This window comes from Candidatus Devosia phytovorans (genome assembly GCA_029202405.1).
Lineage (GTDB): Bacteria > Pseudomonadota > Alphaproteobacteria > Rhizobiales > Devosiaceae > Devosia > Devosia phytovorans.
The window spans coordinates 2,058,097-2,082,604 of sequence record CP119312.1; the positions used below are offsets into that span (position 1 = coordinate 2,058,097).

The window sequence follows — 24,508 nt, forward strand, 5'->3', positions numbered from 1 at the left end:
TTCTCAAATTGAATCGATCTGACTCTGCAAGTCCTTGACGAAGCTCGTCAAATTGAGCTGGCGTTCACGGTTGAGACGGGCCGAGGCGAGGATGGAGCGGACACGCTGGGTCGAGGCTTCGAGGTCTTCATTGACGATGACATAGTCATATTCGCTGAAGTGCTCCATCTCGATGCGCGCGTTCTGCAGGCGTTTCTCGATCGTGCCGACAGAGTCCTGGGCGCGGCGCTCGAGGCGGGCGCGCAGCTCCTTGATGGTGGGCGGCAGGATGAAGACCGTCACCATGTCCTTGCGGCTGTTCTTGTAGAGCTGCAGCGTGCCCTGGTAGTCGATATCGAAGAGGATGTCGTTGCCGGCAGCGAGCTGTTCTTCAACCTTGGCGCGCGGCGTGCCGTAGAAATTGCCGTGCACTTCGGCCGATTCCAGCAGCTCGCCGTCAGCCTGCATGCGCTTGAAGGTCTCGACGTCGATGAAATAGTAGTGCTTTCCCTCGACCTCATCGGTGCGACGCGCGCGTGTCGTCACCGAGACGGAGAGCCTGATATTGGGATCTGCGCCGAACAGCGCGCGGGAGATCGACGACTTGCCCGCGCCCGAAGGCGAGGCGATGACCAGCATGACGCCACGGCGCTGAAATTCCATCGCCATCAATCCTATTCGATATTCTGCACTTGCTCGCGTAATTGATCGATCGCCGCCTTGAGGTCAAGGCCGATGGCGGTCAGCTCCACCGCATTGGATTTGCTGCACAGCGTATTAGCCTCGCGGTTGAATTCCTGGGCCAGGAAATCGAGCTTGCGACCAACGGCGCCGCCGTTGCGGATGAGCTGGCGTGCCGCCGCGATATGGGCGGTCAAGCGATCAAGCTCCTCGCGGATATCGGCCTTGGTGGCCAGAAGCAGGGCTTCCTGCGCCAGACGATCCTCGGACAGGCTGGTGTCCGCAGAAAGGTCGGCGATCTGCTGGCGGAGTTTTGCCAGGATGGTGTCGCGGCTGCGCGCCGGATGGGCTTCGGCGCGGGCGACCAGTTCCTCGACTTCGTCGAGCCGCGTCAGGAGAACCTGCGCAATCTGGGTGCCTTCCTGGCGGCGGGTGACGGCCAGGTCGACCAGAGCCTGCGAAATAGTGGACAGAATGGCCAGTTGCGGCCCCTCGCCCCATTCCCCCTGCCGCTCGCCGCGCTGTTCCAGAACGCCGGGCAGTCCGAGGATGCCATCGAGGCTGGGCGGCATGGCATCGACCTGTCCCTTGAGCTCGCTGATGGCCGCCAGAACGGTTTCCAGCGCCTTGCGATTGAGGACGAGGTCTTCGCTGCCGGTTTCGTACTGGACGTTGAGGTTGAGCGTCACCGAGCCACGTGTCAGCGTTTCGGTGATGAGCTGGCGAATTTTGCCCTCGAGCACATCGAGGCCGGGCGCCAGCCGCAGGCGAATGTCGAGCCCCCTGCCGTTGACCGTCTTGACCTCGCAGGCAAAGCTCGCGCCACGCACGCCGCCGCTGGCGCGGGCATAGCCGGTCATGCTGGCGAGCGACTGGCTCATGGGGTGGCTTCTCCGGCCTCCTCGGCCTCCAGCGCCTGGCGGGCCTCTTCTGCCTGGGCGGCGGCTTCGTCGACGATGCGGCGATACTGGGCCACATTGTCCTGATGCTCGGGATAAGTCTCGGCAAAGACATGACCCTCGGCTGGGGTCGCGCCCTTGGCCACGAAATAGAGATAGTCGTGGCTGTCCGGATTTGCGACAGCCTTGAGGGCATCGATACCCGGATTGGCGATGGGCGTCGGCGGCAGGCCGTCGATCTGGTAGGTATTGTAGTCCGTCCGGGCGTCGATTTCGGAGCGGCGCAAACCGCGGCCAAGCGTCGACTGACCCTTGGTGATGCCGTAGATAATGGTGGGATCCGACTGCAGGCGCATGCTTTCGCGCAGGCGATTGACGAAGACGGCAGCGACCTGGGGCCGTTCGCTGGCGACGCCGGTTTCCTTCTCGACGATGGAAGCGAGGACGACAAGTTGTTCGGGCGTATCGATTGGCAGATCGGCTTGCCGGCTTTCCCAGACGGCAGCCAGTTCGGTGGCCATGGCCGTCTGCATCTTGTCGAGCACGGATTGGCGGGTGTCGCCGGGGACGTAGTCATAGCTGCCCGGAAGGATGGATCCTTCGGCAGGAAGCGCAGGTATTTCGCCGACGATGTTGGTGTCGGCATTGAGGCGCTGCACGACCTCCCAGGACGTCAGGCCCTCGGGAATCACCAACGCATAACGGATCGGGTTGCCGGTGGTCAGCTCGGTCAGGATATCGGCCATGCTGGAGCCGCCGGGGATGCGGAAATCGCCCTGCTTGATGGTACCGGCCGTCTCGGCCACACGGCTGCCGACTTGGAAGATATACTGGTTGGAAATCAGGCCCTGCTCTTCGAGGCGCGGCGCGATGGAGCTGAGGCCCGAGCCAGCCTCGACGCGGAAGGTGGTTTCAGCGGTGGTGGGACCGTCGCCATAAAACTGGCTGGCGCCATAGAGCACCACGCCACCGGCGATCAGCAGGCCGAGTACCAGCAGCGACAGCAATCCATTAAGGATATCCAGGAAGCCATTGCGGGAGCGGCGGCGGCGCCTCTGCTTGCGGTCATTCATCGTGCTGGGTCACCTTCGAGCCCGGGTCAATTTTCCGGGTCTTGTCATCGCTTTGAGTCAGCCTCATGGCCGGGCGCATTGTTGGCGATGCGTTAACGCAAAAACAAGAGGCATGGCACAGCAGCATGGCTCTATCCACGGATGATGGACCGCCTGCCGCAAAGCTTAGTGCTCTATCGGCCTTCTCCCCTTGAGGGAGAAGGTGCCCGAAGGGCGGATGAGGGGTCATGGAGCAATGGGTCTGCGCCAGCGCATGGGAAGACGCAGGACCCCTCTCCCGTAAATCCGCTGAACGCGGATTTCCACCCTCTCCCTCAAGGGGCGAGGGTTGCTCCCAGTACCGGGCGCCTGCAGTGAACAATTCTTCTCTTGAGCCGGTATGACATCGCGGTTTTGGAAGAGTGATGGTTCAAAAAAAGGCCCGCAGTTGCCTGCGGGCCTTTGGAATTTCGATGCGGCCAGCCTCAGCTGGCCTTGCGCATCACGAGACTTGCATTGGTGCCGCCAAAGCCGAAGCTGTTGGAGAGCGCCACGTTGATCTCTTTCTTGAAGGCCGTCTTGGGCACAAGATTGATCTCGGTCTCGACGGAGGGATTGTCGAGGTTGAGCGTGGGCGGGGCAATGCCGTCGCGCATGGCGAGCAGGCAGAAGATGGCTTCCACCGAACCGGCGGCGCCCAGCAGGTGACCAATGGCCGACTTGGTGGAGCTCATGACGGTCTTGGGAGCGGCGTCGCCCAGAACGCGAGTGACCGCGCCCAGCTCGATCTCGTCACCAAGCGGCGTCGAAGTACCGTGGGCGTTGATATAGTCGATGTCGGCCGGGGTGATGCCGGCGCGTTTGATCGCCGCGCTCATGGCACGGAAACCGCCGTCGCCATCGGGCGCGGGCGCCGTGATGTGATAGGCGTCGCCCGAAAGGCCATAACCGATCACTTCGCCATAGATCTTGGCGCCGCGCGCCTTGGCGCGGTCGTAGTCCTCGAGCACGAGGATGCCGGCGCCCTCGCCCATGACGAAACCGTCGCGGTCCTTGTCATAGGGGCGCGAGGCCGCCTCGGGATTGTCGTTGAAGCCGGTCGAGAGCGCGCGGGCGGCCGAGAAGCCGGCCAGCGAGATGCGGTTGACGCAGCCTTCGGCGCCGCCGGCGATCATCACGTCGGCATCGCCCAGGGCAATGAGACGGGCGGCATCGCCAATGGCATGGGCGCCGGTAGAGCAGGCAGTGACCACGGAATGGTTGGGGCCCTTAAAGCCGTAGCGGATCGACACATGGCCGGAGGCCAGGTTGATCAGACGGCCGGGAATGAAGAAGGGGCTGATGCGGCGCGGGCCCTTTTCGTGCAGCGTGATGGAGGCATCATAGATGCCGCCAAGGCCACCGATGCCCGAACCGATCAGAACGCCGGTGCGCTCCTGGTCTTCGAGGCTCTTGGGCTCGACGCCCGCATCCTGGACAGCCTGGGTCGCGGCAGCCATCGCGTAAACGATGAAGTCGTCGACCTTGCGCTGTTCCTTGCTTTCCATCCACTCATCGGGATTGTACTTGCCGTCGGCGTAGTCGCCGAGCGGCAAGCGATGAGCGATCTGGCAGGCGAGATCATCGACCTGGAAATCATCGATGCGCTTGGCACCACTTTTACCGGCCAGAAGATTGGCCCAGGTGGCTTCAACTCCGCAGCCGAGAGGGGTTACAAGGCCCAGCCCGGTTACGACAACGCGGCGTAATTCCATATCAATGTATCCTGGCGGCTATTAGCCGACAGCCTTGGTGAGGAAGGAGACGGCATCGCCGAAAGTCTGGATCGACTCGGCAGCGTCATCAGGGATCTCAACCGAGAATTCTTCTTCGAACGCCATCACCAGTTCGACCTGGTCGAGGGAGTCTGCACCCAGATCGTCGATGAAGCTGGCCTTCTCGACAACCTTCTCGGCATCCACATTGAGGTGTTCCACAACGATCTTGCGGACCCGATCAGCGACATCGCTCATATTAGACTTCCTTTTTCGAAATCGAGGTTTCGTTTCGCTTCTTATTGGCGGAGTGCCAAATCTTCAAGCGCCGTGTTGGCTGACCGCGGCAATGTAGGCGTGCTTTTCAGCGCCTGCAAGGCGGCCAGAACATGGCGCGACGGCGGCGATTAGCACAGGAAATGCCACTATCAGAAGTCGGTTCCCCGGTTTTCAACGGGAATCCGGCCATTTAGCGGCGTTTCCTGCGCTTTTCGCCTTAAATCATGGCCATGCCGCCGTTGATGTTGAGCGTGTGGCCGGTGATGTAACCGGCTGCGTCGCTCGCCAGAAAAACCGTAGCGGCGGCAATTTCTTCGGCCGTGCCGAGGCGTCCGGCGGGCACGGAGGAAAGGATCGACTCGCGCTGCTTGTCATTGAGCTCGTCGGTCATGGCCGAGGCAATGAAGCCGGGCGCGATGGAATTGACGGTGATGCCGCGGCTCGCCACTTCGTGGGCCAGCGCCTTGTTCATGCCGATCAGGCCGGCCTTGGAGGCAGCGTAATTGCCCTGCCCCGGATTGCCCATGACGCCGACGACCGAGGAAATGCCGATGATGCGGCCGAAGCGCTGCTTCATCATGCCACGAAGGACGGCGCGATTGAGGTGGAAGGCGGCGGTGAGATTGACCGCGATGACCTCGTCCCACTCTTCGTCCTTCATGCGCATGAAGAGATTGTCGCGCGTCATGCCGGCATTGTTGACCAGGATATCGAGGCCGCCCATGGCGGCTTCGGCGGCGGGAACGAGCTTGTCGACTTCATCGAGCTTGCTGAGGTTGGCGGGGAGAATCGGGCAGTCCTTGCCGATTTCCTTCTGCGTGTCTTCCAGCGCACCAACGCGGGTGCCGGAGAGGGCGACGGTGGCGCCGGCTGCTGCCAGGGCCTTGGCGATTTCGCGCCCGATGCCGCCGCTGGCGCCAGTGACCAGAGCGCGTTTGCCAGTCAGATCAAACATTTAGTCCTCCCCAATGGAGATTGTGATTCAAGCTCTTGATGGCTTGAGTCAGGAGTTAGGCGGTAAGTTCAGCGACGAAGGCGTCGATATCAGCGGGCGTGCCAACGGCGGTCGCCACGGCTTCGGCATTGATGCGTTTGGCAAGGCCGGTGAGCACCTTGCCGGTGCCCAGTTCTGCCAAATGGGTCACCCCACCGGCACCGGTGAGCCAGGCGACGCTTTCGGTCCAGCGCACGACGCCGGTGACCTGTTCCACCAGGCGCTGGCGGATGTCGGCTGGATCGCTGATCGGCGTCGCCAGCACATTGGCGACCAGCGGCACGACGGGTGCGTTCATGGTGACTTCGCCCAGAGCCTGCGCCATGGCATCGGCTGCCGGCTGCATCAGCGAGCAGTGGAAGGGAGCGGAAACAGGCAGCAGCAGTGCGCGCTTGGCACCCTTGGTCTTGGCAATCTCGACGGCGCGCTCGACGGCAGCGGTAGCGCCGGAGACGACGACCTGGCCGGGGGCATTGTCATTGGCGACATCGCAGACATCGCCCTGTGCCGCTTCGGAGGCGACTTCTTTGGCGGTATCGAGATCGAGGCCCAGCAGGGCCGCCATGGCACCATGCCCGACTGGCACGGCCTTCTGCATCGCTTGGCCACGCGTCTTGAGCAGGCGAGCCGTATCGGCCAGAGAGAAAGTGCCTGCGGCGGCGAGCGCGGAATACTCGCCCAGCGAGTGACCGGCGACATAGGCAGCGTGGTCAGCCAGCTTGACACCCTTGCTCTCAAGCACGCGGATCACCGCAAGGCTCACCGCCATCAGGGCCGGCTGGGCGTTTTCGGTGAGGCGCAGGATGTCATCAGGGCCTTCGAACATGATGGCCGAGAGGCGCTGACCCAGGGCCTCGTCGACCTCCTGGAAGACGGCGCGGGCCTCGGGATAGGCCGCAGCCAGTTCCTTGCCCATGCCGACGGCCTGGCTACCCTGCCCCGGAAAGGTGATTGCGCGCTTGGTCATGTCTCGCCCTCGGTTTTGCATCAGTGTGACAATCCGCAAGGGGAGTGTCCAGTTGCGCGGCGTTTGACGGGAGTGTGCGGCGGAGTCAAGGCGGACGGGGCGCTCCGTTGAATATGAAGGCATCTAGTGCGATATTTGATGTGGAAGATGGAGGTCGAAATGAAGACCACAGTTACGATCGATGCGGAGCTGGTTGCGGACGCCAAGAAAATAACTGGCATTTCCGAGACCGGCCTGCTGATCGAGGAGGCTCTTCAGTCTCTACTCAGAGAGGAAGCAGCGCGCAGCCTGATCGAGATGGGTGGGACAATGCCACAGCTTGAGGACATTCCACGCAGCAGGCAAGACATTGAATGATCCTGGCTGACACGTCGATTTGGATAGACCATTTTCGCGTGACTAATCTTGCTGTTGTTCGAGCAATCAGGGAGAGGACGCTGGTCATCCACCCCTATGTTATCGGTGAACTTGCGCTTGGCAGTCTCAAATCACGCGACCAGACCATTGCTCGACTGAGCCGCTTTCACCATCTGCCGAAAGTGCCTCATGACGATATTCTGAAGATGATCGAAACGCTTTCGCTTTACGGTCGCGGGCTCGGATATGTGGATGTGCACCTGCTTGCCTCCTGTATCGCCACAGCTAACTGCAAGCTCCTCACCCGAGATCGACGCCTCCGCGAGACGGCTGAACAGCTTGGCATCGCTGTTTGAGTCCTGACTCCATAACTCTTGCCAATCCGCCCCCTTTCCCCTATAGCCGCCCCAGCAATTCGTTTGGCCGGGGGCTGAACGGAGGGTTTTTCGTTTGAGAGAACGAGAAATAGGGCATTCGCCCGGCCTCCCGTGTTCCCGCTCTTTGCAAGACTGCTTTGATGCCCTTTCCGGCTTCAAGGAGGCTCCGCGCCAGACGTTGCTCAGGTTTAAAACCACGAAGGAAGGCGCATCCATGGCCCTTTACGAACATATCTACCTGGCTCGCCAGGACGTTTCCCAGCAGCAGGTCGAAGAGCTGACCACTGCCCTGACCGAAATCCTGTCTTCGGGCGGCGGCAAGGTCACCAAGAACGAATATTGGGGCCTCAAGGGTCTCTCCTACCGCATCCGCAAGAACCGCAAGGCGCACTACACCCTGCTCAACATCGAAGCAGCGCCCGCAGCTGTTGCCGAGATGGAACGCCAGATGCGCATCAACGAAGACATCCTTCGTTTCATGACCGTCCGCGTGGACGAACTGGAAGAAGGCCCATCGGCCATGATGCAGAAGCGCGATCGTGACGATCGTGATGGCGAACGCGGTGGTCGTCCCGACCGCGGCGGTGATCGTGGTGGCTTCGGCGGCGAACGCCGTCCGCGCCGTTTCTAATTGAAGGACTGACACGCTATGGCAATCAAAGACCTTACCACCGCCCAGGCCCGCCGTCCGTTCCAGCGTCGCCGCAAGACCTGCCCGTTCTCGGGCGAAGGCGCACCAAAGATCGACTACAAGGACGTCCGTCTGCTGTCGCGCTACGTTTCCGAGCGCGGCAAGATCGTCCCGAGCCGCATCACCGCCGTTTCGGCCAAGAAGCAGCGCGAACTGGCCCAGGCCATCAAGCGTGCCCGCTTCATCGGCATCATGCCGTATGCCGTCCAGTAAGTTCGCTGGGCTGGCGATCTAGCGGCGGTTCGCTGCGCTTCCGGTGCTCACGTACTTATGTACGCTCCGCTCCGGTTCTCGCGAACCACCACTATCTCATCCAGCCCAACGTCTTCCTGTTTGGCCTACTGCCCCAACAGGCAGTGGGCCTCGTGCCTGTCAGGGGCACACCGCTGGGGTTCTGGATGGTCCGGGGCTCCTAACCGTCCACGAGACGGGACAGCCAAAGGATTATTGAAATGAAGGTTATTCTCCTCGAGCGTATCGGCCGCACCGGCTCGATCGGCGACGAAGTTTCGGTCAAGGACGGGTTCGCCCGTAACTTCCTGCTGCCGCAGGGCAAGGCGCTCCGCGCCACCGAAGCCAACCGCAAGAAGTTCGAAGCCGAGCGCGCTCACATCGAGAAGCGCAATGACGACCGCAAGAATGCCGCTGCCGGCATTGCCGAAGGTCTCAACGGCCGTGAAGTCGTCATCATCCGCCAGGCCGGCGAAACCGGCCAGCTCTACGGTTCGGTCGCTTCGCGCGACGTCGTGGAAGCCCTGGCTGCCGATGGCTTCACCATCCAGCGTTCGCAGGTCGACCTCGCCGATCCGATCAAGTCGGTTGGCGTGCACACCGTTGCGCTGAACCTGCATGCCGAAGTTGCCGTGTCGATCACGGTCAACGTCGCCCGCTCGACCGACGAAGCTGCCCGCCAGTCGGCTGGTGAAGACGTCACCGTCACCGTCTATGAAGACGACGAGAATGGCGATTTCGCAGCCGGCCAGAAAGACGCGCAGCAGGACGACCGTTTCGACGACGAGCTCTAGTCTCCTCGCGCATGACAAACAAAAAGGCCGGGCCCAGCGCCCGGCCTTTTTGTTTGCCTGAGCGGTCACGTTTCCGTCACAGCCCTCGCCTCTATTTCCAGTCATTGCCGGATTTGGAGAATTGTTCTGTGCGACAGTATTTTACTGCAGGATTGATTGTTTTGGCGGGCGCCATGCCAGCTTTGGGCCAAGGCTATCGCTATATTGACGACTTCGACTATTCCTCGCCGACAGCGGTCGCCGAGCAGTTCACCGACCACATGGCGAACGCCGATTTCCTCAGCGCCTACTATCTGCTGTCGCCAGAAGCCAAGGACGCGTTTTATGTCGCTGTTTCGTCCGGCAAGACGGGCACGGTCTTCCCGGGCCTCGAGCAATTCCAATATCCCGCGCTGATCGGTACGCAGGGTGCGCCGCGCGATGTGCTCGACGATCTCAGCATGGATTGGGCGCGGCTGTTCGACGACATGCTGGCTGGCGCGACGCAGGACGGGCAGATGCCGTTCAGCTTCGATGATGGTGCCGTGGAAGTGGTGATGGAGACGCCGGACGGCGCCGAGGCCGCTATCGATGGCGCCACGGATGGTCTGCGGCTGGGGCTCAAGCAGACCGAATGGGGCGAGTGGCGGGTCGAGTCCATTGCCTGGAGCGATGGCACGCTCAACAGACTCTGGTCGATCAGCCCGGAAGCCGGCGCGGGCCCTGCGGCGGACCTCCCCACCCCGCGGACCGTCCTCGACGAATATGATTTCACGGCGCCCGACGCCGTTGCCGAGACTTTCGTCACCGCCATGCGCGAGGGGGACTGGTATCGCGCCTATCTGACGCTGTCGCCCCACCCCAAGGGGATGATTCTGTCAGGGCGGCAGCCGCTGACCATGCTGTTGCCGGGGCTGGATACCGCCGACCTGCCAGGCACGGGTCTCTTCCGCCCTGACGTCAAGCGCGCCGATTCGCTGGCCTTTGACACGATGCGGGATACTGGCCTTGTGTTTGACCGTATCATGCAGGCCGGCGACCGGCAGGGTGTGCTGCCCTTCGACTTTACGGAAGCTGCGCTGGACGGCGTGTCGGACAATGTCGCGACGGTCAGCACAACCACTGGCGCTCTGACCCTCCAGATGATCGAGACCGGCCATGGCGAGTGGCGGGTGGACCAGGTGCGCTGGGACGGCTCGAACGAAACCGCCAAGCCGTGGGGCGCGGGATCGCTCACCGACGCCCTGACGAACTGACTGCGACTCGGGCTGCCATCGTGTCGCCCCACCCACATGCAACACACGATGGTCACAATCCCCGTTGTTCACAGAGATCACAGCGCGCTAAAGAGTCTTAAACCCCTCCTCCGGTAGGTCGAGACTCTTGGCCACCCTGCGTGGTTAAGAAAGGTTAACTCCCCCTCAGAGCCGCCCGCCCTTGCCATGCAACTGCGGTCGAGGTCTGAACCAAAGCACGCTTTCGCACCGGAACAGTGGCGGCACTTTCCCGAAAGCGCTCGAGAGGCATCATGGCAGAGATCGCGCGGCTTCATCCGGCCGAAGAAAAGTCCTTTCGTCTGGCACCCCACAATGTGGAGGCCGAGCAGGCGCTGCTGGGCGCTATCCTGATCAACAACGACGCCTTCTATCGCGTCGCCGATTTCCTGACGCCTGAGCATTTTTACGAGCCGGTGCATCGCGACATCTACGAACTGGCCGGCAAGATCATCCGTGCCGGCAAGTCGGCCGATCCGACCACGATCAAGACCCACCTGCCCGACCAGCTGCTGCCCGATGTCACCATGGCGCAATATCTGGCGCGGCTTGCTGCCGAAGCAACGACCGTGCTCAACGCTGCCGACTATGGCCAGGCCATCTATGACCTCGCCATCCGTCGCAACCTGATTCTCGTGGGCGAGGAAATGGTTTCGGTGGCCTATGAGTCGGAAGTCGACATGACGCCGAACAAGCAGATCGAAAAGGTGGAGGGCGAGCTGTTCCAGCTGGCCGAAAAGGGCCGCTACGACGGTGGCTTCCAGCCGTTCGGCACGGCCCTCTCCGCCTCGATCCAGATGGCCGGCGAAGCCTATCAGCGCGACGGGGGCCTGTCGGGCATTTCCACCGGCCTCGACGACATGGACCGCCAGATGGGCGGGTTGCAGCGTTCCGACTTGATCGTGCTGGCCGGGCGCCCCGCCATGGGCAAGACGTCGCTGGTCACCAATATCGCCTTTAACATCGCCAAGGCCTATCGCAACGAAGTGCAGGCCGACGGCAACAACAAGACCACCAATGGCGGCATCGTCGGCTTCTTCAGCCTCGAAATGAGCTGCGAACAGCTGGCAACGCGTATTCTGGCCGAGCAGGCCGAGATTTCCTCGTCCGACATCCGTCGTGGCCGCATCCACGACAGCCAGTTCTCCAAGCTGGTCGACGTCTCCAACATGATGAGCAAGCTGCCGCTTTATATCGACGACACCGGCGGCATCTCGGTGGCCCAGCTTGCCGCCCGCGCGCGGCGCCTCAAGCGCCAGAAGGGGCTCGACTGCCTGATCGTCGACTACCTGCAGCTGCTCTCCGGCTCGTCCAAGGCGTCGAGCCAGAACCGCGTGCAGGAGCTGACCGAAATCACCACCACGCTCAAGGCCCTGGCCAAGGAACTTGAAGTGCCGGTGATTGCGTTGTCCCAGCTGTCACGACAGGTGGAAACGCGTGATGACAAGCATCCGCAGCTTTCCGATCTGCGCGAATCGGGTTCTATCGAGCAGGACGCCGACGTGGTGCTTTTCGTTTATCGCGAAGAGTATTATCTCAAGAACAAAGAGCCCAAAGAGGGCACGCCCGAACACATGACCTGGCAAGGTGAAATGGAACAGGTGCACGGCAAGGCCGAAGTGATCATCGCCAAGCAGCGCCACGGCCCCACCGGCACGGTGCAGCTCAGCTTTGAGGCGCAGTTCACGCGCTTCGGCAATCTGGCACGCGCCGACTACCTCCCCGAGCGCATGGAATAGGCATGGCTCTGACGTCGGGGCTCGGGGGCCAACTCTCTATCGATCTCGGGGCCTTGGCCCGGAACTGGCGTGCGCTCGACAAGGTGAGCGCCGGCGCGCTGACGGGCGCCGTGGTCAAGGCCGATGCCTATGGCACGGGCGTGACCATGGCCAGCAAGGCGCTGTTCGCCGCCGGTGCGCGCTTCTTCTTCACTGCCACGGTGGACGAGGGCATGGCGGTGCGCGCCGCGGTGCCGGAAGCGCATATCTTCATTCTCAACGGGCTCTATCCGGGCGCGGCCAATCTCTACATCAGGCAGAACCTGATGCCGGTCATCTCATCGATGGCGATGCTCGAAGAATGGCTGGCCAAATGCGTCGAGCGCAACGAGGCCTATCCGTCGGCCTTCCACTTCGACACCGGCATGAACCGGCTCGGCTTCCGCCTCAACGAGGCGGGCCTGGTGCGCGAGCGCATCCAGGGCCTGGGCTATGCGCCGCAGATGGTGATGAGCCACCTGGCCTGTGCCGACCAGCCCAACCACGAGAAGAACCGCACCCAGTTGGCGCTGTTCGGCTCGGTGATGAACCAGTTCCCCGGCGTTCCGGCGTCGCTGGCCAATTCGGCCGGATTGATGACGGGCCGCGACTATCATTTCCAGATGGTGCGCCCCGGCATTGCGCTTTACGGCGGTCGGGCGGTCAATGGCCGCAAGAACCCGATGGCGCCGGTGGTGACGCTGCATGTGCCGATCCTGCAGGTCAAGGAAGCGCGCACCGGTGAAAGCGTCGGTTATGGCGCCAGCCATTCGCTGTCGCGCGACAGCCGCCTCGCTGTCATCAGCCACGGCTATGCCGACGGCTTCTTCCGCTCGCTGTCGGCCAGCAATACGCGGCCGGGCGGCAAGGTGGTGATCCGCGGCAAGGTCTGCCCGGTGATCGGCAAGGTGTCGATGGACCAGATCACGGTCGACATCACCGAACTGGGTCCCGACATCCCCAATCCCGGCGAAGGCGCCGAAGTGCTGGGCAATGTGCTCGATGTCGACCACCAGGGCGACGCCGGCGGCACCATCGGCTATGAAATCCTGACGTCGCTCAAGGGGCGGTACAACCGCAATTACGTGGGTGACGGGAATTTGCCGCCGGGGTAGGTTCTGGTTTTGTTCTTGCACTGTGCATGATCTGGCGTTAGGCTGCGATAGCTGAATTGCGGAGGGTCACATGGTCGATCGCTGGTATGGTGGCTCCCAATCAACCCCTCACCCGTCTCGGCCTTTGGCCGACCCACCCTCTCCCTCAAGGGGAGAGGGTTGGCACCGTGGCTCTCAAACTTCAAATCACCCACCGACCTTTGAGCACCATATCTCCCCGGTCACCGGCCAACCTTCTCCCCTTGAGGGAGAAGGTGCCCGAAGGGCGGATGAGGGGTCTCTTCCACGGGCACGCAAAGACTGGCGCTACGCGCGGACGCCGAGGCTGCGCGGCTATGCCCGATCCATGCGTGACGAGCCGACAGAAGCGGAAGAAAAATGCTGGCAGTTTTTGCGCGACCGCCGATTTGAGGCGTTCAAGTTTCGCCGGCAATTGCCCTTCGGACCCTACATTGTCGACTTTGTCTGTCTGTCTGCCAGACTTGTCATCGAGCTTGACGGCTCTCAACACGCGGAAAGCACATACGATGTCGTGCGAGATGCCTATATCGTAAGGCAAGGCTTTCGCATTTTCCGCTTCTGGAATGACGACATCCTGCGCGATCCCGGCCCTGCTCTCGATGCCATCTGGCATGCCCTTGCGCCCTATTCGGTGCAAGCCCAACCTTACACTCCATACCCTCAGGACTGACCCTTGGCCAAATCCCGTTCTTCCTTCGTCTGCCAGGCGTGCGGCGCCGTTTCGTCCCGCTGGCAGGGGCGGTGTGATTCCTGTGGCGAGTGGAATACCATTGTCGAGGAACTGGTGGACAGCGGCGTTGGCGCGGGGCCCAAGTCGGCCAAGGCGGGCGGCAAGCCGACAAACCTCGTGCCGCTGTCGGGCGAGACTGAAAGTGCGGCGCGCGTGGTCACCGGCATGGCGGAACTCGATCGCGTCACCGGCGGTGGCTTCGTGAAGGGTTCGGCAGTGCTGATCGGCGGCGATCCGGGCATCGGCAAGTCGACCATATTGCTGCAATCGGCGGCCGCCATGGCCAATCGCGGCAAGCGCGTCATCTATGTCTCGGGCGAAGAGGCGGTGGCGCAGGTGCGGCTGCGGGCGCAGCGGCTGGGCCTGGGCGAAGCCGATGTGCTGCTGGCGGCCGAGACCAATGTCGAAATCATCCTGGCGACGCTGGAAAACGGACCGCCGCCGGATCTGGTGATCATCGACTCGATCCAGACGCTGTGGACCGATCGCGTCGATTCGGCGCCCGGCACGGTGACGCAGGTGCGCACCTCGGCGCAGGCGCTGACGCGCTTTGCCAAGAAAAGCGGCGCCGCCGTGGTGCTGGTCGGGCACGTGACCAAGGACGGACAGATCGCCGGTCCGCGCGTCGTGGAGCACATGGTCGATGCGGTGCTCTATTTCGAAGGCGACTCCAGCCACACGTTCCGGATTCTGCGCGGCGTCAAGAATCGCTATGGCGCGACCGACGAGATCGGCGTTTTCGCCATGACCGAGCGCGGGCTCGAGCAGGTGGCCAATCCATCGGCCCTGTTCCTTGACCAGCGCGACGAGGATGCAACGGGCTCGGCGGTGTTTGCCGGCATGGAGGGTACGCGGCCAATCCTGATCGAGATCCAGGCGCTGGTTGCCCCCTCCCCGCTGGGCACGCCGCGGCGCGCCGTGGTTGGCTGGGATTCTTCGCGCCTGTCGATGGTTTTGGCGGTTCTCGAAACGCAATGCGGCGTGCGCATCGGCGCCAATGATATCTATCTCAATGTCGCGGGGGGGCTCAAAATCAACGAGCCGGCGGCGGACCTTGCCGTGGCGGCGGCGCTGATTTCCTCGCTCACCTCCTCGCCGCTGCCCAAGGACGCGGTCTATTTCGGCGAGATCTCGCTGGCGGGCGGCATTCGCCCGGTGGCGCATGGCTCGCTGCGCCTGCGCGAGGCCAACAAGCTGGGCTTCAAATCGGTCGCCACCGGCAAGCTCGGCTCGGCCGATCGCACCTCGGGCCTCGATGTCGCCGAATATGGCACGCTGGCCGAACTGGTCGGGCGGATCGCCGCCAATGGCAAGAAGCGCGAGCCGAGCCGCGACGAGTGGTAGGCAGATCGATAAAATTTTAGGGCGCGAGGCCACCTTATCGAAGGTTCTGGATGAAACGGTACTGCACCGAAGCTCCGTTTAACCAGAACAGAGGTCTGTCATGGCCATCGGCATTGCAGCAATTGGCGTCACGCCTCCCGAATATCCGGTCAGCCGCGTCAGTGCGGACCGGATTTCCGATCAGGATCTGCGCCAGGACCGCGCCGAACAGCGTGGCGAGGTCAATGTGCGGCAGGCGGCCATCCAGGCCCAGCGTGAGGTCGCCCCGGCAACAACCGAGCGGCAGACGGTGCAGAACGAGCCAGCCCCAGTCGAGGCCCGGCCGCAGCCTCTCGACTTTTCCGACCAGCCGCGCGCACAGGCGATCGAGACGGAAGCAGCATTGCGCGCCTATGAGGAAACGCAAGCCGAACTCGACGAATCCGAAGAGGCAAGCCTCAGCGCCAGCGAATTGCTGCAATCGCGCCAGGCCGTGCAGAGCTATGACTTTGCGCCATCGACACCCACCTATGTGGTGGACTTCAGCCGCTAGCGCCTCGCCGCGTTACGCCGGCTTGCGCAGGACCTTCTCCATCGGCTTTCCCTTGGCCAGTTCGTCAACCAGTTTGTCAAGATAGCGGATCTCCCGCATCGTGGGCTCCTCGATCTCCTCGATGCGCACGCCGCAGATCATGCCGGTGATCTGCGACCGGGCCGGGTTCATGGCTGGCGCCCCGGCGAAAAAATCTTCGAACGTGGTCATGTTGGCCAGTTCACGCTCAAGCCCGGCCTGATCATGCCCGGTCAGCCAGCGGGTGACCTCATCCACCTCCGCCCTCGTTCGTCCTTTGCGTTCGGCCTTGGCGACATAGTGCTTGTACACACTGGCGACACTCATGGCGTAGATGCGGTGATTGCTGTTCATGGCAGGCTCCTCGCGACATGCAGAGTATAGCGCAGTCCGTCCCGACTCGACTCATCGTTAAAATTGGAGTGATCTGCCATCTTCGGCATTGGAGGCGGCTGATGACAACTCTTCCGTAGACCACTCGACCTGGCGCAGCCAATTATGGGGCCCGGCATTTGCTGGGGCTCGGGTTCCAGCCCTGGGCCAAGGTGCGGGGCAAGGATCATGCCCCGGCGATCCATTTCCCGTCGGAAGAACAGGCGGTCAAGGCCGCGAGGCAACTCTATGACTGGCACACAGGCGTGCGCACGACGTCTCACTGACGAACGACCCCATAGGCTCCATAAGGATCAACTGCCGAAGTCGAAGCCTTCGATCCTGACGCAGGCCGACCGCACGGCGGTCTTGCCCTTGAAATCGGGATTTGAGCGCGTCATGCGATAATATTGCTTGGTCAGATAGTCGAGCCTGGCTTCGCACATCGACATCTGGAACGGCAGGTTGGCATCATAGAAGAGGTAGGGCTTGGTCACGCCCTGCTCGTCGGCAAAATAGATGGCGAGAGCCGTGTCATGGGGCAGCGGCGTCTGGGCCGTCGCCGTCGATGGTGTTGCGCAGGCGATCACCGCGGCGAGTAGAAAGCCGCCCGGCAAAGCAAATGACGTCATCCTATTCGGCTCCAAGAATTGATTTTGCTTCCAATATCTAATCAATGACCGAAAAAACAAAAAATCAGAAGTAGTTTCGCATGGGCTTGGGGTGAATGAACCAACCCGTGTCCTTGCCTGACAGGCCTGGCCCCTCACCTAGAATCTGAAATTCAGGCCGGTCGAAATCTTGTGAAACGACAGCCGGTCAGAGAGGGTCGTTCCGGCGTCGGTGAATGCGTCGAACTTGCCGAGATGGACATAGCTATATTCGGTCTGGACCGTCACATGCTCAGCAACAGCATATTCGTGCCCGACGCCGCCAGAGGCGCCGATGTAGGGCCGACCCACGGGCTGGCTCCCCGCACCACCGACCCACCCAAATAATCTGCAACATCGCTGGCAACGCCATCAGAGAAATTATCAGTTTCGGCACAAATCTGGTGATGAAAAACTTCCTCATCGCATTGCACAAAGCGTAACTCTGGGTGGTTAGGACCAGATAAACTGCCTTCAGCGCGCATCTATTGGAAAATTCCGGTATTTCTTCGACATCGGAAACTTGATCACTTCAGCGATGGCCTCAAGACTACCGGAGGCAGAAGGCCGCCCCCAGGCTGCGTGGCTAGCGCCCACCCGCCCAAATCCGCCCCAACCTTAACGCTTTCTTTGGAGATTGCGCGCTGCGCCTTGGCATTGGCTGCCAAAGCGGCTAAACGAGGCCCGATAGGCCGGGGCGGCTACTGAACTAGGCGAGAACATATGCTGACTGCGTTCGATGTTGGTGTGGGTGTGCTGGTGCTGATTTCGGCAATCCTGGCAACCGCGCGCGGATTGACCCGTGAAGTGCTGTCGCTGGCGACCTGGGCCGGTTCGGCTGCCATCGCCATCTACATGTGGCAGTATCATCCCGAAATCGCCCGGCAGTATATCGCCGAGCAGATCGTTGCCGATATCGCCACTGTGGTCGTGACCTTCATCGTCGCGCTGATCGTGCTGCATCTGCTCACGATGCGCATTGCCGATTTCGTCGTCGACAGCCGCATCGGGCCGATCGACCGCACGCTGGGCTTTGTCTTCGGCGTGCTGCGCGGTATCCTGATCGCCATCGTCATCACCATTTTCGGCACCTGGCTGCTGCCCAACAACCTGCCGAGCTGGGCCGCGGATTCGCAGTCGCTGCCGCATCTGCGCAATATGGGCCAGACGCTGATTGGCCTGTTGCCAGAGGGCCTCGAACAGCAGGTCACCGACATGCTGCAGGGCGGCACAGGCCTGACCGAAGATGGCGAAACGCCGGCCGTTCCGCTTGAAGAGGGTACGGACGGGACCGAGAATGGTACCGTTGAACCGGGCACGCTGGCGCCTGCCGCGCCGACCACAACGGTGACGCCGCCAGCTCCCGTTGCTCCTGCGGTCTGATCGATCATTTTCCGGTGAGCGCGCTGCGCTCGCCACAACCCTGACAGCCCCATAAGGCATTGGTCGGGGAGACACTTTGGGCTATGGGATGGCGACACCCCTTTTGGCCCTGCCGCCATTGGCGGGAATTTGTTGTTGGACGCGTTTTCGAGCCGCAAAGGTGGTGACCACCTTTGCCGAAAACGCTTCGGCGGTTGAGGCGCATTGGCATGGAGAGCCCGGTGAACCATCCTGGCGACGACGATTTCGATATCGATGGCGACACGCTGCATGAAGAGTGCGGCGTGTTTGGCATTTTGGGCCATAGCGATGCCTCGACCCTGACCGCGCTGGGCCTGCATGCCCTGCAGCACCGCGGCCAGGAAGCGGCCGGCATCGTCAGTTTCGACGGCCGCCAGTTCCACACCGAAAAGCGCATGGGCCTGGTGGGCGACCACTATACCGACCCGGCGCTGCTGGCCAAGCTGCCCGGCACGATCGCCATCGGCCACACCCGCTATTCGACCACGGGCGAAGTGGCGCTGCGCAATGTGCAGCCGCTGTTTGCCGAGCTCGAGGCCGGCGGCATCGCCATTGCCCACAATGGCAATTTCACCAACGGCCTGACCCTGCGCAAGCAGATCATCGCCACTGGCGCCATCTGCCAGTCGACTTCGGATACCGAAGTGGTGCTGCATCTGGTGGCGCGTTCGCGCCACTCTTCCACCACCGACCGCTTCATTGACGCCATCCGCCAGATGGAAGGCGGCTATGCCATGCTGGCGATGACGCGCACCAAGCTGATTGCCGCGCGCGATCCGATCGGCATCCGCCCGCTGGTGATGGGCGAACTCGATGGCAAGCCGATCTTCTGCTCGGAGACCTGTGCGCTCGACATGATTGGCGCCAAATATATCCGCGACGTGGAAAACGGCGAAGTCATCATCTGCGAGACCCAGCCGGACGGCTCGATTTCGATCGAGGCGCGCAAGGCCGCTCACGGCGCTCCGGAACGCCCGTGCCTGTTTGAATATGTCTATTTCGCCCGCCCCGACTCGGTGGTCAGCGGCCGCAGCGTTTACGCCGCTCGCAAGCGCGCCGGCAAAAATCTCGCCAAGGAAGCACCGGTCGAGGCTGACGTGGTCGTGCCCGTGCCCGATGGCGGCACGCCGGCTGCCATCGGCTATGCACAGGCCAGCGGCATTCCCTTCGAGCTGGGCATCATCCGCAATCACTATGTCGGCCGCACCTTTATCGAGCCGACGCAGTCGATCCGCGCCTTTGGCGTGAAGCTGAAACATTCGGCCAATCGCGCCGAGATCGCCGGCAAGCGCGTGGTGCTGATCGATGATTCCATCGTACGCGGCACCACCTCGCTGAAGATCGTGCAGATGATGCGCGATGCCGGCGCCACCGAAGTGCATGTGCGCGTCGCCAGCCCGATGATTTATTATTCGGACTATTACGGCATCGACACGCCGGACCCGGAAAAGCTTCTGGCCAACCAGTACAACAGCCTCCAGGCCATGTGCGACTATATCGGCGCGGATTCGCTGGAGTTTCTGTCGATCGACGGGCTCTACGAGGCCGTGGGCGGCGAGAAGCGCAACAATGCGGCGCCGCAGTTCACCGACCACTATTTCACCGGCGACTATCCGACCCAGTTGACCGATCTCGACGGCCGCAGCAAGAGCGAGCCGAAACATATCTCCTTGCTGAAAGAGGCCGGTTAATGGCTGACAATCAAGACCTTGCGGGCAAGGTCGTCCTCGTCACCGGCGCGTCGCGCGGCATCGGCTATGCGGCCTCCATCGAGGCAGCCAAGCGCGGCGCGCATGTCGTGGCCGTGGCGCGCACCGTTGGTGGGCTCGAAGAGCTCGATGACGAAATCCAGGATCTAGGCTCCTCGGCGACGCTGGTGCCGCTCGACCTGCGCGATGGCGATGCTATTGACCGGTTGGGCGCGGCGATCTTCGAACGCTGGGGTGCGCTGGATGGCCTTGTCGCCAATGCCGGCCAGCTCGGCGTGCTCAGCCCCCTGCCCCATGTGAAGCCGGAAGACTTCGACAAGGTGATCGCCGTCAATGTGACGGCCAACTATCGCCTGCTGCGCGCCACCGACCTGTTGCTGCGCCAATCGGTTGCCGGCCGCGCTGTGTTCGTGTCCTCGGCCTCGGCCCGCTCGGCCAAGCCGTTCTGGGGGCTTTATGCCGCCAGCAAGGCCGCCGTCGATGCCATGGCCAAGAGCTATGCCGGCGAAGTGGCCCAGACCAAGGTCAAGGTCAATGTCTTCTATCCCGGCGCCGTGCGCACCGCGATGCGCGCCAAGGCCATGCCGGGCGAAGATCCCGAAACGCTGCCCAAGCCATCCGACATTGCCCCCAGGCTGATCGACATGCTGAGCCCCACGCTCAAGGAGACGGGCAAGCTGTTCGACTATACCACTGGCGCTTTCGAAGCGATCTGATGGTCACGCTGCGCCCCTATCGCGAGAGCGATCTCGACGCGCTCTACGCCATCTGCCTGCAGACGGGCGACTCGGGCGCCGATGCGACGGGCCAGCACAATGACCCCAAGGCCGTCGGCCATCTCTATGCCGCGCCCTATGGCGTGCTTGAACCCCAGCATGTGTTCGTCGCCGAGGATGATGCGGGCGTCGCCGGCTATGTCGTGGGCACGTTCGATACGCGACAATTCGAGGAATGGCTCGAAAGCGAGTGGTTTCCGCCGCTGCGGACGCATTACGCAGACGTTTCGCAAGAAGTCGTCAAGCCTGCTGACAGGATGCGGATCGAGGCCATCATGACGCCCGGCACCAATCCGGCTGAGATTGTCGCGGCCTATCCCGCCCACATTCACATGAACCTGCTGCCCCGCCTGCGTGGCCAACGGGTCGGTACGGGGCTGCTGGAACGCTGGATCGATGCTGCAAGAGCTGGCGGCGTGAGGGGCATTCACCTCGGCGCCAACTCGAAGAACGCAGGCGGCATTGCCTTCTGGAGCAAGAGCGGCTTCCAGCCGGTGGCCGAGATTGCCCGGACCACCTGGTTCGGGATGAACCTCTAGAAACCAAAAGGCCCTCCCGCAAGCGGAAGGGCCTCTTTTGTGTTAGGCGACAACCCCTTAAGCCAGCTTACTCATCAGCACCTTATCGATGCGGCGGCCGTCGAGGTCGATGACTTCGATTTTCCAGCCATCGTGTTCGAAGGTCTCGCCGACCTTGGGCAGGTGATTGAGGATGGACAGGACATAGCCGGCCACGGTCTCGTATTTGGCGTCGCGCGAAATGGAGATCTTGAGCTTGTCGCCGAATTCATCGACCGGCATCCAGCCTGCCACGAGGAAGGAGCCATCCTCGCGCTTGACGATGGCCGGGTCGTCGCCGGTCTCTTCCTGGAACACGCCGGTGATGACTTCGAGAATGTCGCCCGAGGTGACGATGCCTTCGAAATGGCCATATTCGTCAACGACCAGAGCCATATGGACGGTGGAATTGCGGATGGCGCGGACCACGTCCAGGGCATCGGCATGATCCATGACCACCGGCACCGGCTGAACGAACTTGCGCACGTCGAGCGGCTGGCCGTTGGCGAAGACCGAGACGATATCCTTGATGGCGACCACGCCGATGATCGAATCGGCATCGCCATCCTGCACCAGCAGGCGCGAACGGTGGGTATCGAGAATGGTGCGACGGATTTCATCGGCATCGTCGGAGAGATCGACCACATCGACGTCAAGACGCGGTGTCATCAGGCCACGGGCCGAGCGGTCGGCGAGGCGCATGACGCCCGAGATCATCGAATGCTCGTCGCTTTCGATGACGCCGGCCGTGGTGGCCTCGGCGATGATGGTTTTCACTTCCTCTTCGGTGACGGTTTCTTCCGACTCGCCATGCTGGCCGAGCAGGCGCAGCACCAGCTTCCCAGAGACGTCGAGCAGCCAGACCACGGGCGAACCCACCATGGCGATGATCTTCATGGCCGGGGCGACGCGGGCGGCAACGCCTTCGGCATCGCGCAGGGCGATCTGCTTGGGCACCAGTTCACCCAGGATCAGCGAGATATAGGTGATCAGCACCACCACCACGCCGACACCGAGGATGTCGGCGACATTGTCGGCAACGCCGACGGATTCGAGCCAGTCCGTCAGGCGCAGACCAAGGGTCGCGCCGGAGAAAGCGCCGGACAGGATGCCGACGAGAGTGATACCGATCTGAACGGAAGAGAGAAATTTACCGGGGTCTTCGGCGAGGGTAATGGCCGTGGCCGCCCCTCTATTGCCCTGGTCGGCCATGGCCCGGAGACGGGCAGGACGAGCAGAGACGACTGCCAGTTCTGACATTGCCAACAGGCCGTTGACGATGGTCAGGACGACGACGATCAAAATTTCAGCGTACAAGGTCTTTTCTTGGATATGCGGCCCCGCAATCAGCATCGGGTCGCTTAAGCCCTATCAATATAGATGCAAAGCCTTTGGTTGCGCCATGGGTATTGAAAAGATGTCGCGGATGCGCGCCGCTTTGGCGCGTCTGATGCGTTATGCAGGCAGCAAGGAGTTCTAGATGCCACTGACCGAAAAGCTGCTGATTTTGATTGTCTTCATCCAGGTGCTTCTGACCATGGCCATCCTCGTCTGGATGGGCATGGAACGGGTGCCGCGGGTGATGCGGGGCGAGATCGCCGTGGGTGACATCGCTGTGGAGCGCAGCGCCTATCCGCTCAAGGCGCGGCTGCTGTCGAATAATTTCGACAATCAGTTCCAACTGCCGGTGTTGTTCTATGTCGCTGCCCTGCTGTCGTTGATCGTGGGCGGCACGGGATGGGTCGAGGTGCTGCTGGCGGGGCTTTTTGTCCTGCTGCGCTATGTCCATGCCGGCGTCCATGTGACGAGCAATCATGTGTTCCGGCGCTTCAGCGTCTATTTCTCCGGCCTTGTGGTGCTGGCGCTTCTGTGGCTATGGCTGGTCATCAAGATTTTGCTGAACTGAGTAGCCAATGCGCCTTCCCGGTCGCCTCTCTGCCGCCATTGATGTCCTCACCGATGTGGAGACGCGCAAGCTCCCTGTCTCCGAGGCTCTGAAAGCCTGGGGGCTGAACAACCGTTTTGCCGGCGCCGGCGACCGCGCCGCCATCGGCAATCTGGTCTATGATGCGCTGCGCCGTCGCGCCTCCCACGCCGCACTGATGGGCAGCGACAGTCCGCGGGCGCTGGTGCTGGCCGTCGCCGTGCGGGACTGGCAACTGGACGCATCTGCCATGAGTGAGGGCTTTGCCGGCGACAGCCATGCGCCTGCGGCATTGAGCGAAGACGAGTTGGCCCGTGTGGTCGGCGAATTGCCTGACAACCTGCCCGGCCATGTGCTGGCGGACTTCCCGGAATGGCTGTCGCCCTCGCTGGAGCGAGCCTTCGGCGACAACTGGATTGCCGAGGGGCAGGACATGGCGGGCCGGCCATCGCTCGACCTGCGCACCAACCTGCTGAAATCGAACCGCGAGCGGGTGATGAAGTCGCTGGCGCGGTTCAACCCGGCGGAGACCTCCATTTCGCCGATCGGCATCACCATGCCGGCGGGACCGGGCGATGCGCGCACGCCCAATGTCACGACAGACGAAGGCTATCTCAAGGGCTGGTTCGAGGTGCAGGACCAGGGCAGCCAGATCGTGGCGGCGCTGGCGGGCGCCAAGCCGGGCGAGCAGGTGCTTGATCTCTGCGCCGGTGCCGGCGGCAAGACCCTGGCACTGGCGGGCGCGATGATGAACAAGGGGCAGATCTTTGCCTATGACAGCGACCGCAATCGACTGGCGCCGATCTATGACCGGCTGAAGCGCAATGGCGCGCGCAATGTGCAGGTGCGGGCGCCGCTCGACGGCGCATTGGATGACTTGGTGGGCAAGATGGATCGTGTGGTGATCGACGCGCCCTGCACCGGCACGGGCACCTGGCGCCGTCGCCCAGACACCAAATGGAAGTTGACGCCGGAACTTCTGGCACAGCGCGTGGGCGAGCAGGCAGCGATCCTCGTCGAGGGCCAGCGCTATCTCAAGCCCGGCGGCACGCTGGTCTATATCACTTGCTCCATTCTTCCCGAGGAAAATGACGATCAGGTAGCGACCTTCATCGCGGCCCATCCGGGCTTTGCTTCGGTGCCGGCCGAACAGCTCTGGCAGGAGACGTTTGGCAGTGCCCTGCCCGACGGCGTGGCGACGGCCAAGGGCGGCATTGCGCTGACGCCGCGACTGACCGCTACGGACGGATTTTATTTCAATGCGTTGCACCGCGCGGCGTGAACCATGACG

Annotated in this window: 27 protein-coding genes and 1 pseudogene; 17 read left to right on the forward strand and 11 right to left on the reverse strand. The window is 62.3% G+C overall.

Annotated elements, in window-relative coordinates:
* Positions 1 to 3: 3 nt before the first annotated feature.
* The 7 genes from gmk to fabD form a co-directional block, all read right to left on the reverse strand.
* A complete protein-coding gene (gmk, locus tag P0Y65_10250; GenBank protein ID WEK06599.1) occupies positions 4 to 648 on the reverse strand; it encodes a guanylate kinase in 645 nt (214 codons plus the stop codon).
* 5 nt (positions 649 to 653) lie between these two features.
* The gene (locus P0Y65_10255; GenBank protein ID WEK06600.1) at positions 654 to 1,541 is read right to left on the reverse strand and encodes a YicC family protein; all 888 of its coding nucleotides are present in this window, start codon (positions 1,539 to 1,541) and stop codon (positions 654 to 656) included.
* A complete protein-coding gene (gene mltG / locus P0Y65_10260; GenBank protein ID WEK06601.1) occupies positions 1,538 to 2,632 on the reverse strand; it encodes an endolytic transglycosylase MltG in 1,095 nt (364 codons plus the stop codon). The genes P0Y65_10255 and mltG overlap by 4 nt, the downstream gene beginning before the upstream one ends.
* A 464-nt stretch (positions 2,633 to 3,096) precedes the next feature.
* Positions 3,097 to 4,365, reverse strand: a complete 1,269-nt coding sequence (gene fabF / locus P0Y65_10265) for a beta-ketoacyl-ACP synthase II (GenBank protein WEK06602.1) — start codon at positions 4,363 to 4,365, stop codon at positions 3,097 to 3,099.
* 21 nt (positions 4,366 to 4,386) lie between these two features.
* On the reverse strand, positions 4,387 to 4,623 hold the full coding sequence (locus P0Y65_10270) for an acyl carrier protein (GenBank protein WEK06603.1): 237 nt from the start codon (positions 4,621 to 4,623) through the stop codon (positions 4,387 to 4,389).
* Between the two features lie 238 nt (positions 4,624 to 4,861).
* Positions 4,862 to 5,599 carry a 3-oxoacyl-[acyl-carrier-protein] reductase gene (gene fabG, locus P0Y65_10275; protein ID WEK06604.1) on the reverse strand — a complete coding sequence of 246 codons (738 nt, stop codon included), beginning with the start codon at positions 5,597 to 5,599 and terminating at the stop codon, positions 4,862 to 4,864.
* Positions 5,600 to 5,654: 55 nt separating this feature from the next.
* Positions 5,655 to 6,605, reverse strand: coding sequence for an ACP S-malonyltransferase (gene fabD, locus P0Y65_10280; protein WEK06605.1), 951 nt, complete (start codon positions 6,603 to 6,605; stop codon positions 5,655 to 5,657).
* A gap of 159 nt (positions 6,606 to 6,764) precedes the next feature.
* Here fabD and P0Y65_10285 point away from each other — a divergent pair, with 159 nt between their 5' ends.
* The 11 genes and pseudogenes from P0Y65_10285 (at position 6,765) to P0Y65_10335 (ending at position 15,807) form a co-directional block, all read left to right on the forward strand.
* Positions 6,765 to 6,962 (forward strand): type II toxin-antitoxin system VapB family antitoxin, encoded by a 198-nt coding sequence (locus tag P0Y65_10285; protein WEK06606.1) that lies wholly within the window; start codon positions 6,765 to 6,767, stop codon positions 6,960 to 6,962.
* Positions 6,959 to 7,318 (forward strand): type II toxin-antitoxin system VapC family toxin, encoded by a 360-nt coding sequence (locus P0Y65_10290; protein ID WEK06607.1) that lies wholly within the window; start codon positions 6,959 to 6,961, stop codon positions 7,316 to 7,318. The genes P0Y65_10285 and P0Y65_10290 overlap by 4 nt, the downstream gene beginning before the upstream one ends.
* Positions 7,319 to 7,553: 235 nt before the next feature.
* Positions 7,554 to 7,970 (forward strand): 30S ribosomal protein S6, encoded by a 417-nt coding sequence (gene rpsF, locus P0Y65_10295; protein ID WEK06608.1) that lies wholly within the window; start codon positions 7,554 to 7,556, stop codon positions 7,968 to 7,970.
* Positions 7,971 to 7,994: 24 nt separating this feature from the next.
* On the forward strand, positions 7,995 to 8,243 hold the full coding sequence (gene rpsR, locus P0Y65_10300) for a 30S ribosomal protein S18 (protein ID WEK06775.1): 249 nt from the start codon (positions 7,995 to 7,997) through the stop codon (positions 8,241 to 8,243).
* Between the two features lie 239 nt (positions 8,244 to 8,482).
* A pseudogene (gene rplI, locus P0Y65_10305) lies at positions 8,483 to 8,965 on the forward strand (50S ribosomal protein L9).
* Positions 8,966 to 9,228: 263 nt separating this feature from the next.
* Complete coding sequence (locus P0Y65_10310; protein ID WEK06609.1) at positions 9,229 to 10,290, forward strand: hypothetical protein; 1,062 nt, start codon at positions 9,229 to 9,231, stop codon at positions 10,288 to 10,290.
* A gap of 272 nt (positions 10,291 to 10,562) precedes the next feature.
* On the forward strand, positions 10,563 to 12,047 hold the full coding sequence (locus P0Y65_10315; GenBank protein WEK06610.1) for a replicative DNA helicase: 1,485 nt from the start codon (positions 10,563 to 10,565) through the stop codon (positions 12,045 to 12,047).
* A 2-nt stretch (positions 12,048 to 12,049) separates the two neighbouring features.
* A complete protein-coding gene (gene alr / locus P0Y65_10320; protein WEK06611.1) occupies positions 12,050 to 13,180 on the forward strand; it encodes an alanine racemase in 1,131 nt (376 codons plus the stop codon).
* 325 nt (positions 13,181 to 13,505) lie between these two features.
* A complete protein-coding gene (locus tag P0Y65_10325; protein ID WEK06776.1) occupies positions 13,506 to 13,871 on the forward strand; it encodes a DUF559 domain-containing protein in 366 nt (121 codons plus the stop codon).
* A 3-nt stretch (positions 13,872 to 13,874) separates the two neighbouring features.
* Positions 13,875 to 15,275, forward strand: a complete 1,401-nt coding sequence (gene radA / locus P0Y65_10330; protein WEK06612.1) for a DNA repair protein RadA — start codon at positions 13,875 to 13,877, stop codon at positions 15,273 to 15,275.
* A gap of 100 nt (positions 15,276 to 15,375) precedes the next feature.
* A complete protein-coding gene (locus tag P0Y65_10335; GenBank protein WEK06613.1) occupies positions 15,376 to 15,807 on the forward strand; it encodes a hypothetical protein in 432 nt (143 codons plus the stop codon).
* Positions 15,808 to 15,819: 12 nt separating this feature from the next.
* On the opposite strand, the gene P0Y65_10340 is transcribed toward P0Y65_10335, so the two are convergent.
* From P0Y65_10340 to P0Y65_10350, 3 genes are all read right to left on the reverse strand, one after another.
* Entirely contained in the window at positions 15,820 to 16,179 is a 360-nt protein-coding gene (locus P0Y65_10340) for a DUF2200 domain-containing protein (protein WEK06614.1), read from the reverse strand.
* 332 nt (positions 16,180 to 16,511) lie between these two features.
* Positions 16,512 to 16,829 carry a hypothetical protein gene (locus tag P0Y65_10345; protein ID WEK06615.1) on the reverse strand — a complete coding sequence of 106 codons (318 nt, stop codon included), beginning with the start codon at positions 16,827 to 16,829 and terminating at the stop codon, positions 16,512 to 16,514.
* Between the two features lie 138 nt (positions 16,830 to 16,967).
* Positions 16,968 to 17,159 carry an outer membrane beta-barrel protein gene (locus tag P0Y65_10350; GenBank protein WEK06616.1) on the reverse strand — a complete coding sequence of 64 codons (192 nt, stop codon included), beginning with the start codon at positions 17,157 to 17,159 and terminating at the stop codon, positions 16,968 to 16,970.
* Between the two features lie 411 nt (positions 17,160 to 17,570).
* On the opposite strand from P0Y65_10350, the gene P0Y65_10355 reads away from it, so the two are divergent.
* The 4 genes from P0Y65_10355 to P0Y65_10370 all read left to right on the forward strand — a co-directional run bounded on the left by P0Y65_10355 (position 17,571) and on the right by P0Y65_10370 (position 21,275).
* The gene (locus tag P0Y65_10355) at positions 17,571 to 18,230 is read left to right on the forward strand and encodes a CvpA family protein (GenBank protein WEK06617.1); all 660 of its coding nucleotides are present in this window, start codon (positions 17,571 to 17,573) and stop codon (positions 18,228 to 18,230) included.
* A 209-nt stretch (positions 18,231 to 18,439) separates the two neighbouring features.
* Positions 18,440 to 19,942 (forward strand): amidophosphoribosyltransferase, encoded by a 1,503-nt coding sequence (gene purF / locus P0Y65_10360; protein WEK06618.1) that lies wholly within the window; start codon positions 18,440 to 18,442, stop codon positions 19,940 to 19,942.
* On the forward strand, positions 19,942 to 20,676 hold the full coding sequence (locus P0Y65_10365) for an SDR family NAD(P)-dependent oxidoreductase (GenBank protein ID WEK06619.1): 735 nt from the start codon (positions 19,942 to 19,944) through the stop codon (positions 20,674 to 20,676). Before purF ends, P0Y65_10365 begins: the two co-directional genes overlap by 1 nt.
* On the forward strand, positions 20,676 to 21,275 hold the full coding sequence (locus tag P0Y65_10370; GenBank protein ID WEK06620.1) for a GNAT family N-acetyltransferase: 600 nt from the start codon (positions 20,676 to 20,678) through the stop codon (positions 21,273 to 21,275). Before P0Y65_10365 ends, P0Y65_10370 begins: the two co-directional genes overlap by 1 nt.
* A 57-nt stretch (positions 21,276 to 21,332) precedes the next feature.
* Here P0Y65_10370 and P0Y65_10375 read toward each other — a convergent pair whose 3' ends face one another.
* Positions 21,333 to 22,595 (reverse strand): hemolysin family protein, encoded by a 1,263-nt coding sequence (locus P0Y65_10375; GenBank protein ID WEK06777.1) that lies wholly within the window; start codon positions 22,593 to 22,595, stop codon positions 21,333 to 21,335.
* Positions 22,596 to 22,773: 178 nt separating this feature from the next.
* Between P0Y65_10375 and P0Y65_10380 the strand changes: the two genes are divergently transcribed.
* Entirely contained in the window at positions 22,774 to 23,199 is a 426-nt protein-coding gene (locus P0Y65_10380) for an MAPEG family protein (GenBank protein ID WEK06621.1), read from the forward strand.
* A gap of 7 nt (positions 23,200 to 23,206) precedes the next feature.
* A complete protein-coding gene (locus tag P0Y65_10385; GenBank protein WEK06622.1) occupies positions 23,207 to 24,499 on the forward strand; it encodes an RsmB/NOP family class I SAM-dependent RNA methyltransferase in 1,293 nt (430 codons plus the stop codon).
* Positions 24,500 to 24,508 lie beyond the last annotated feature (9 nt).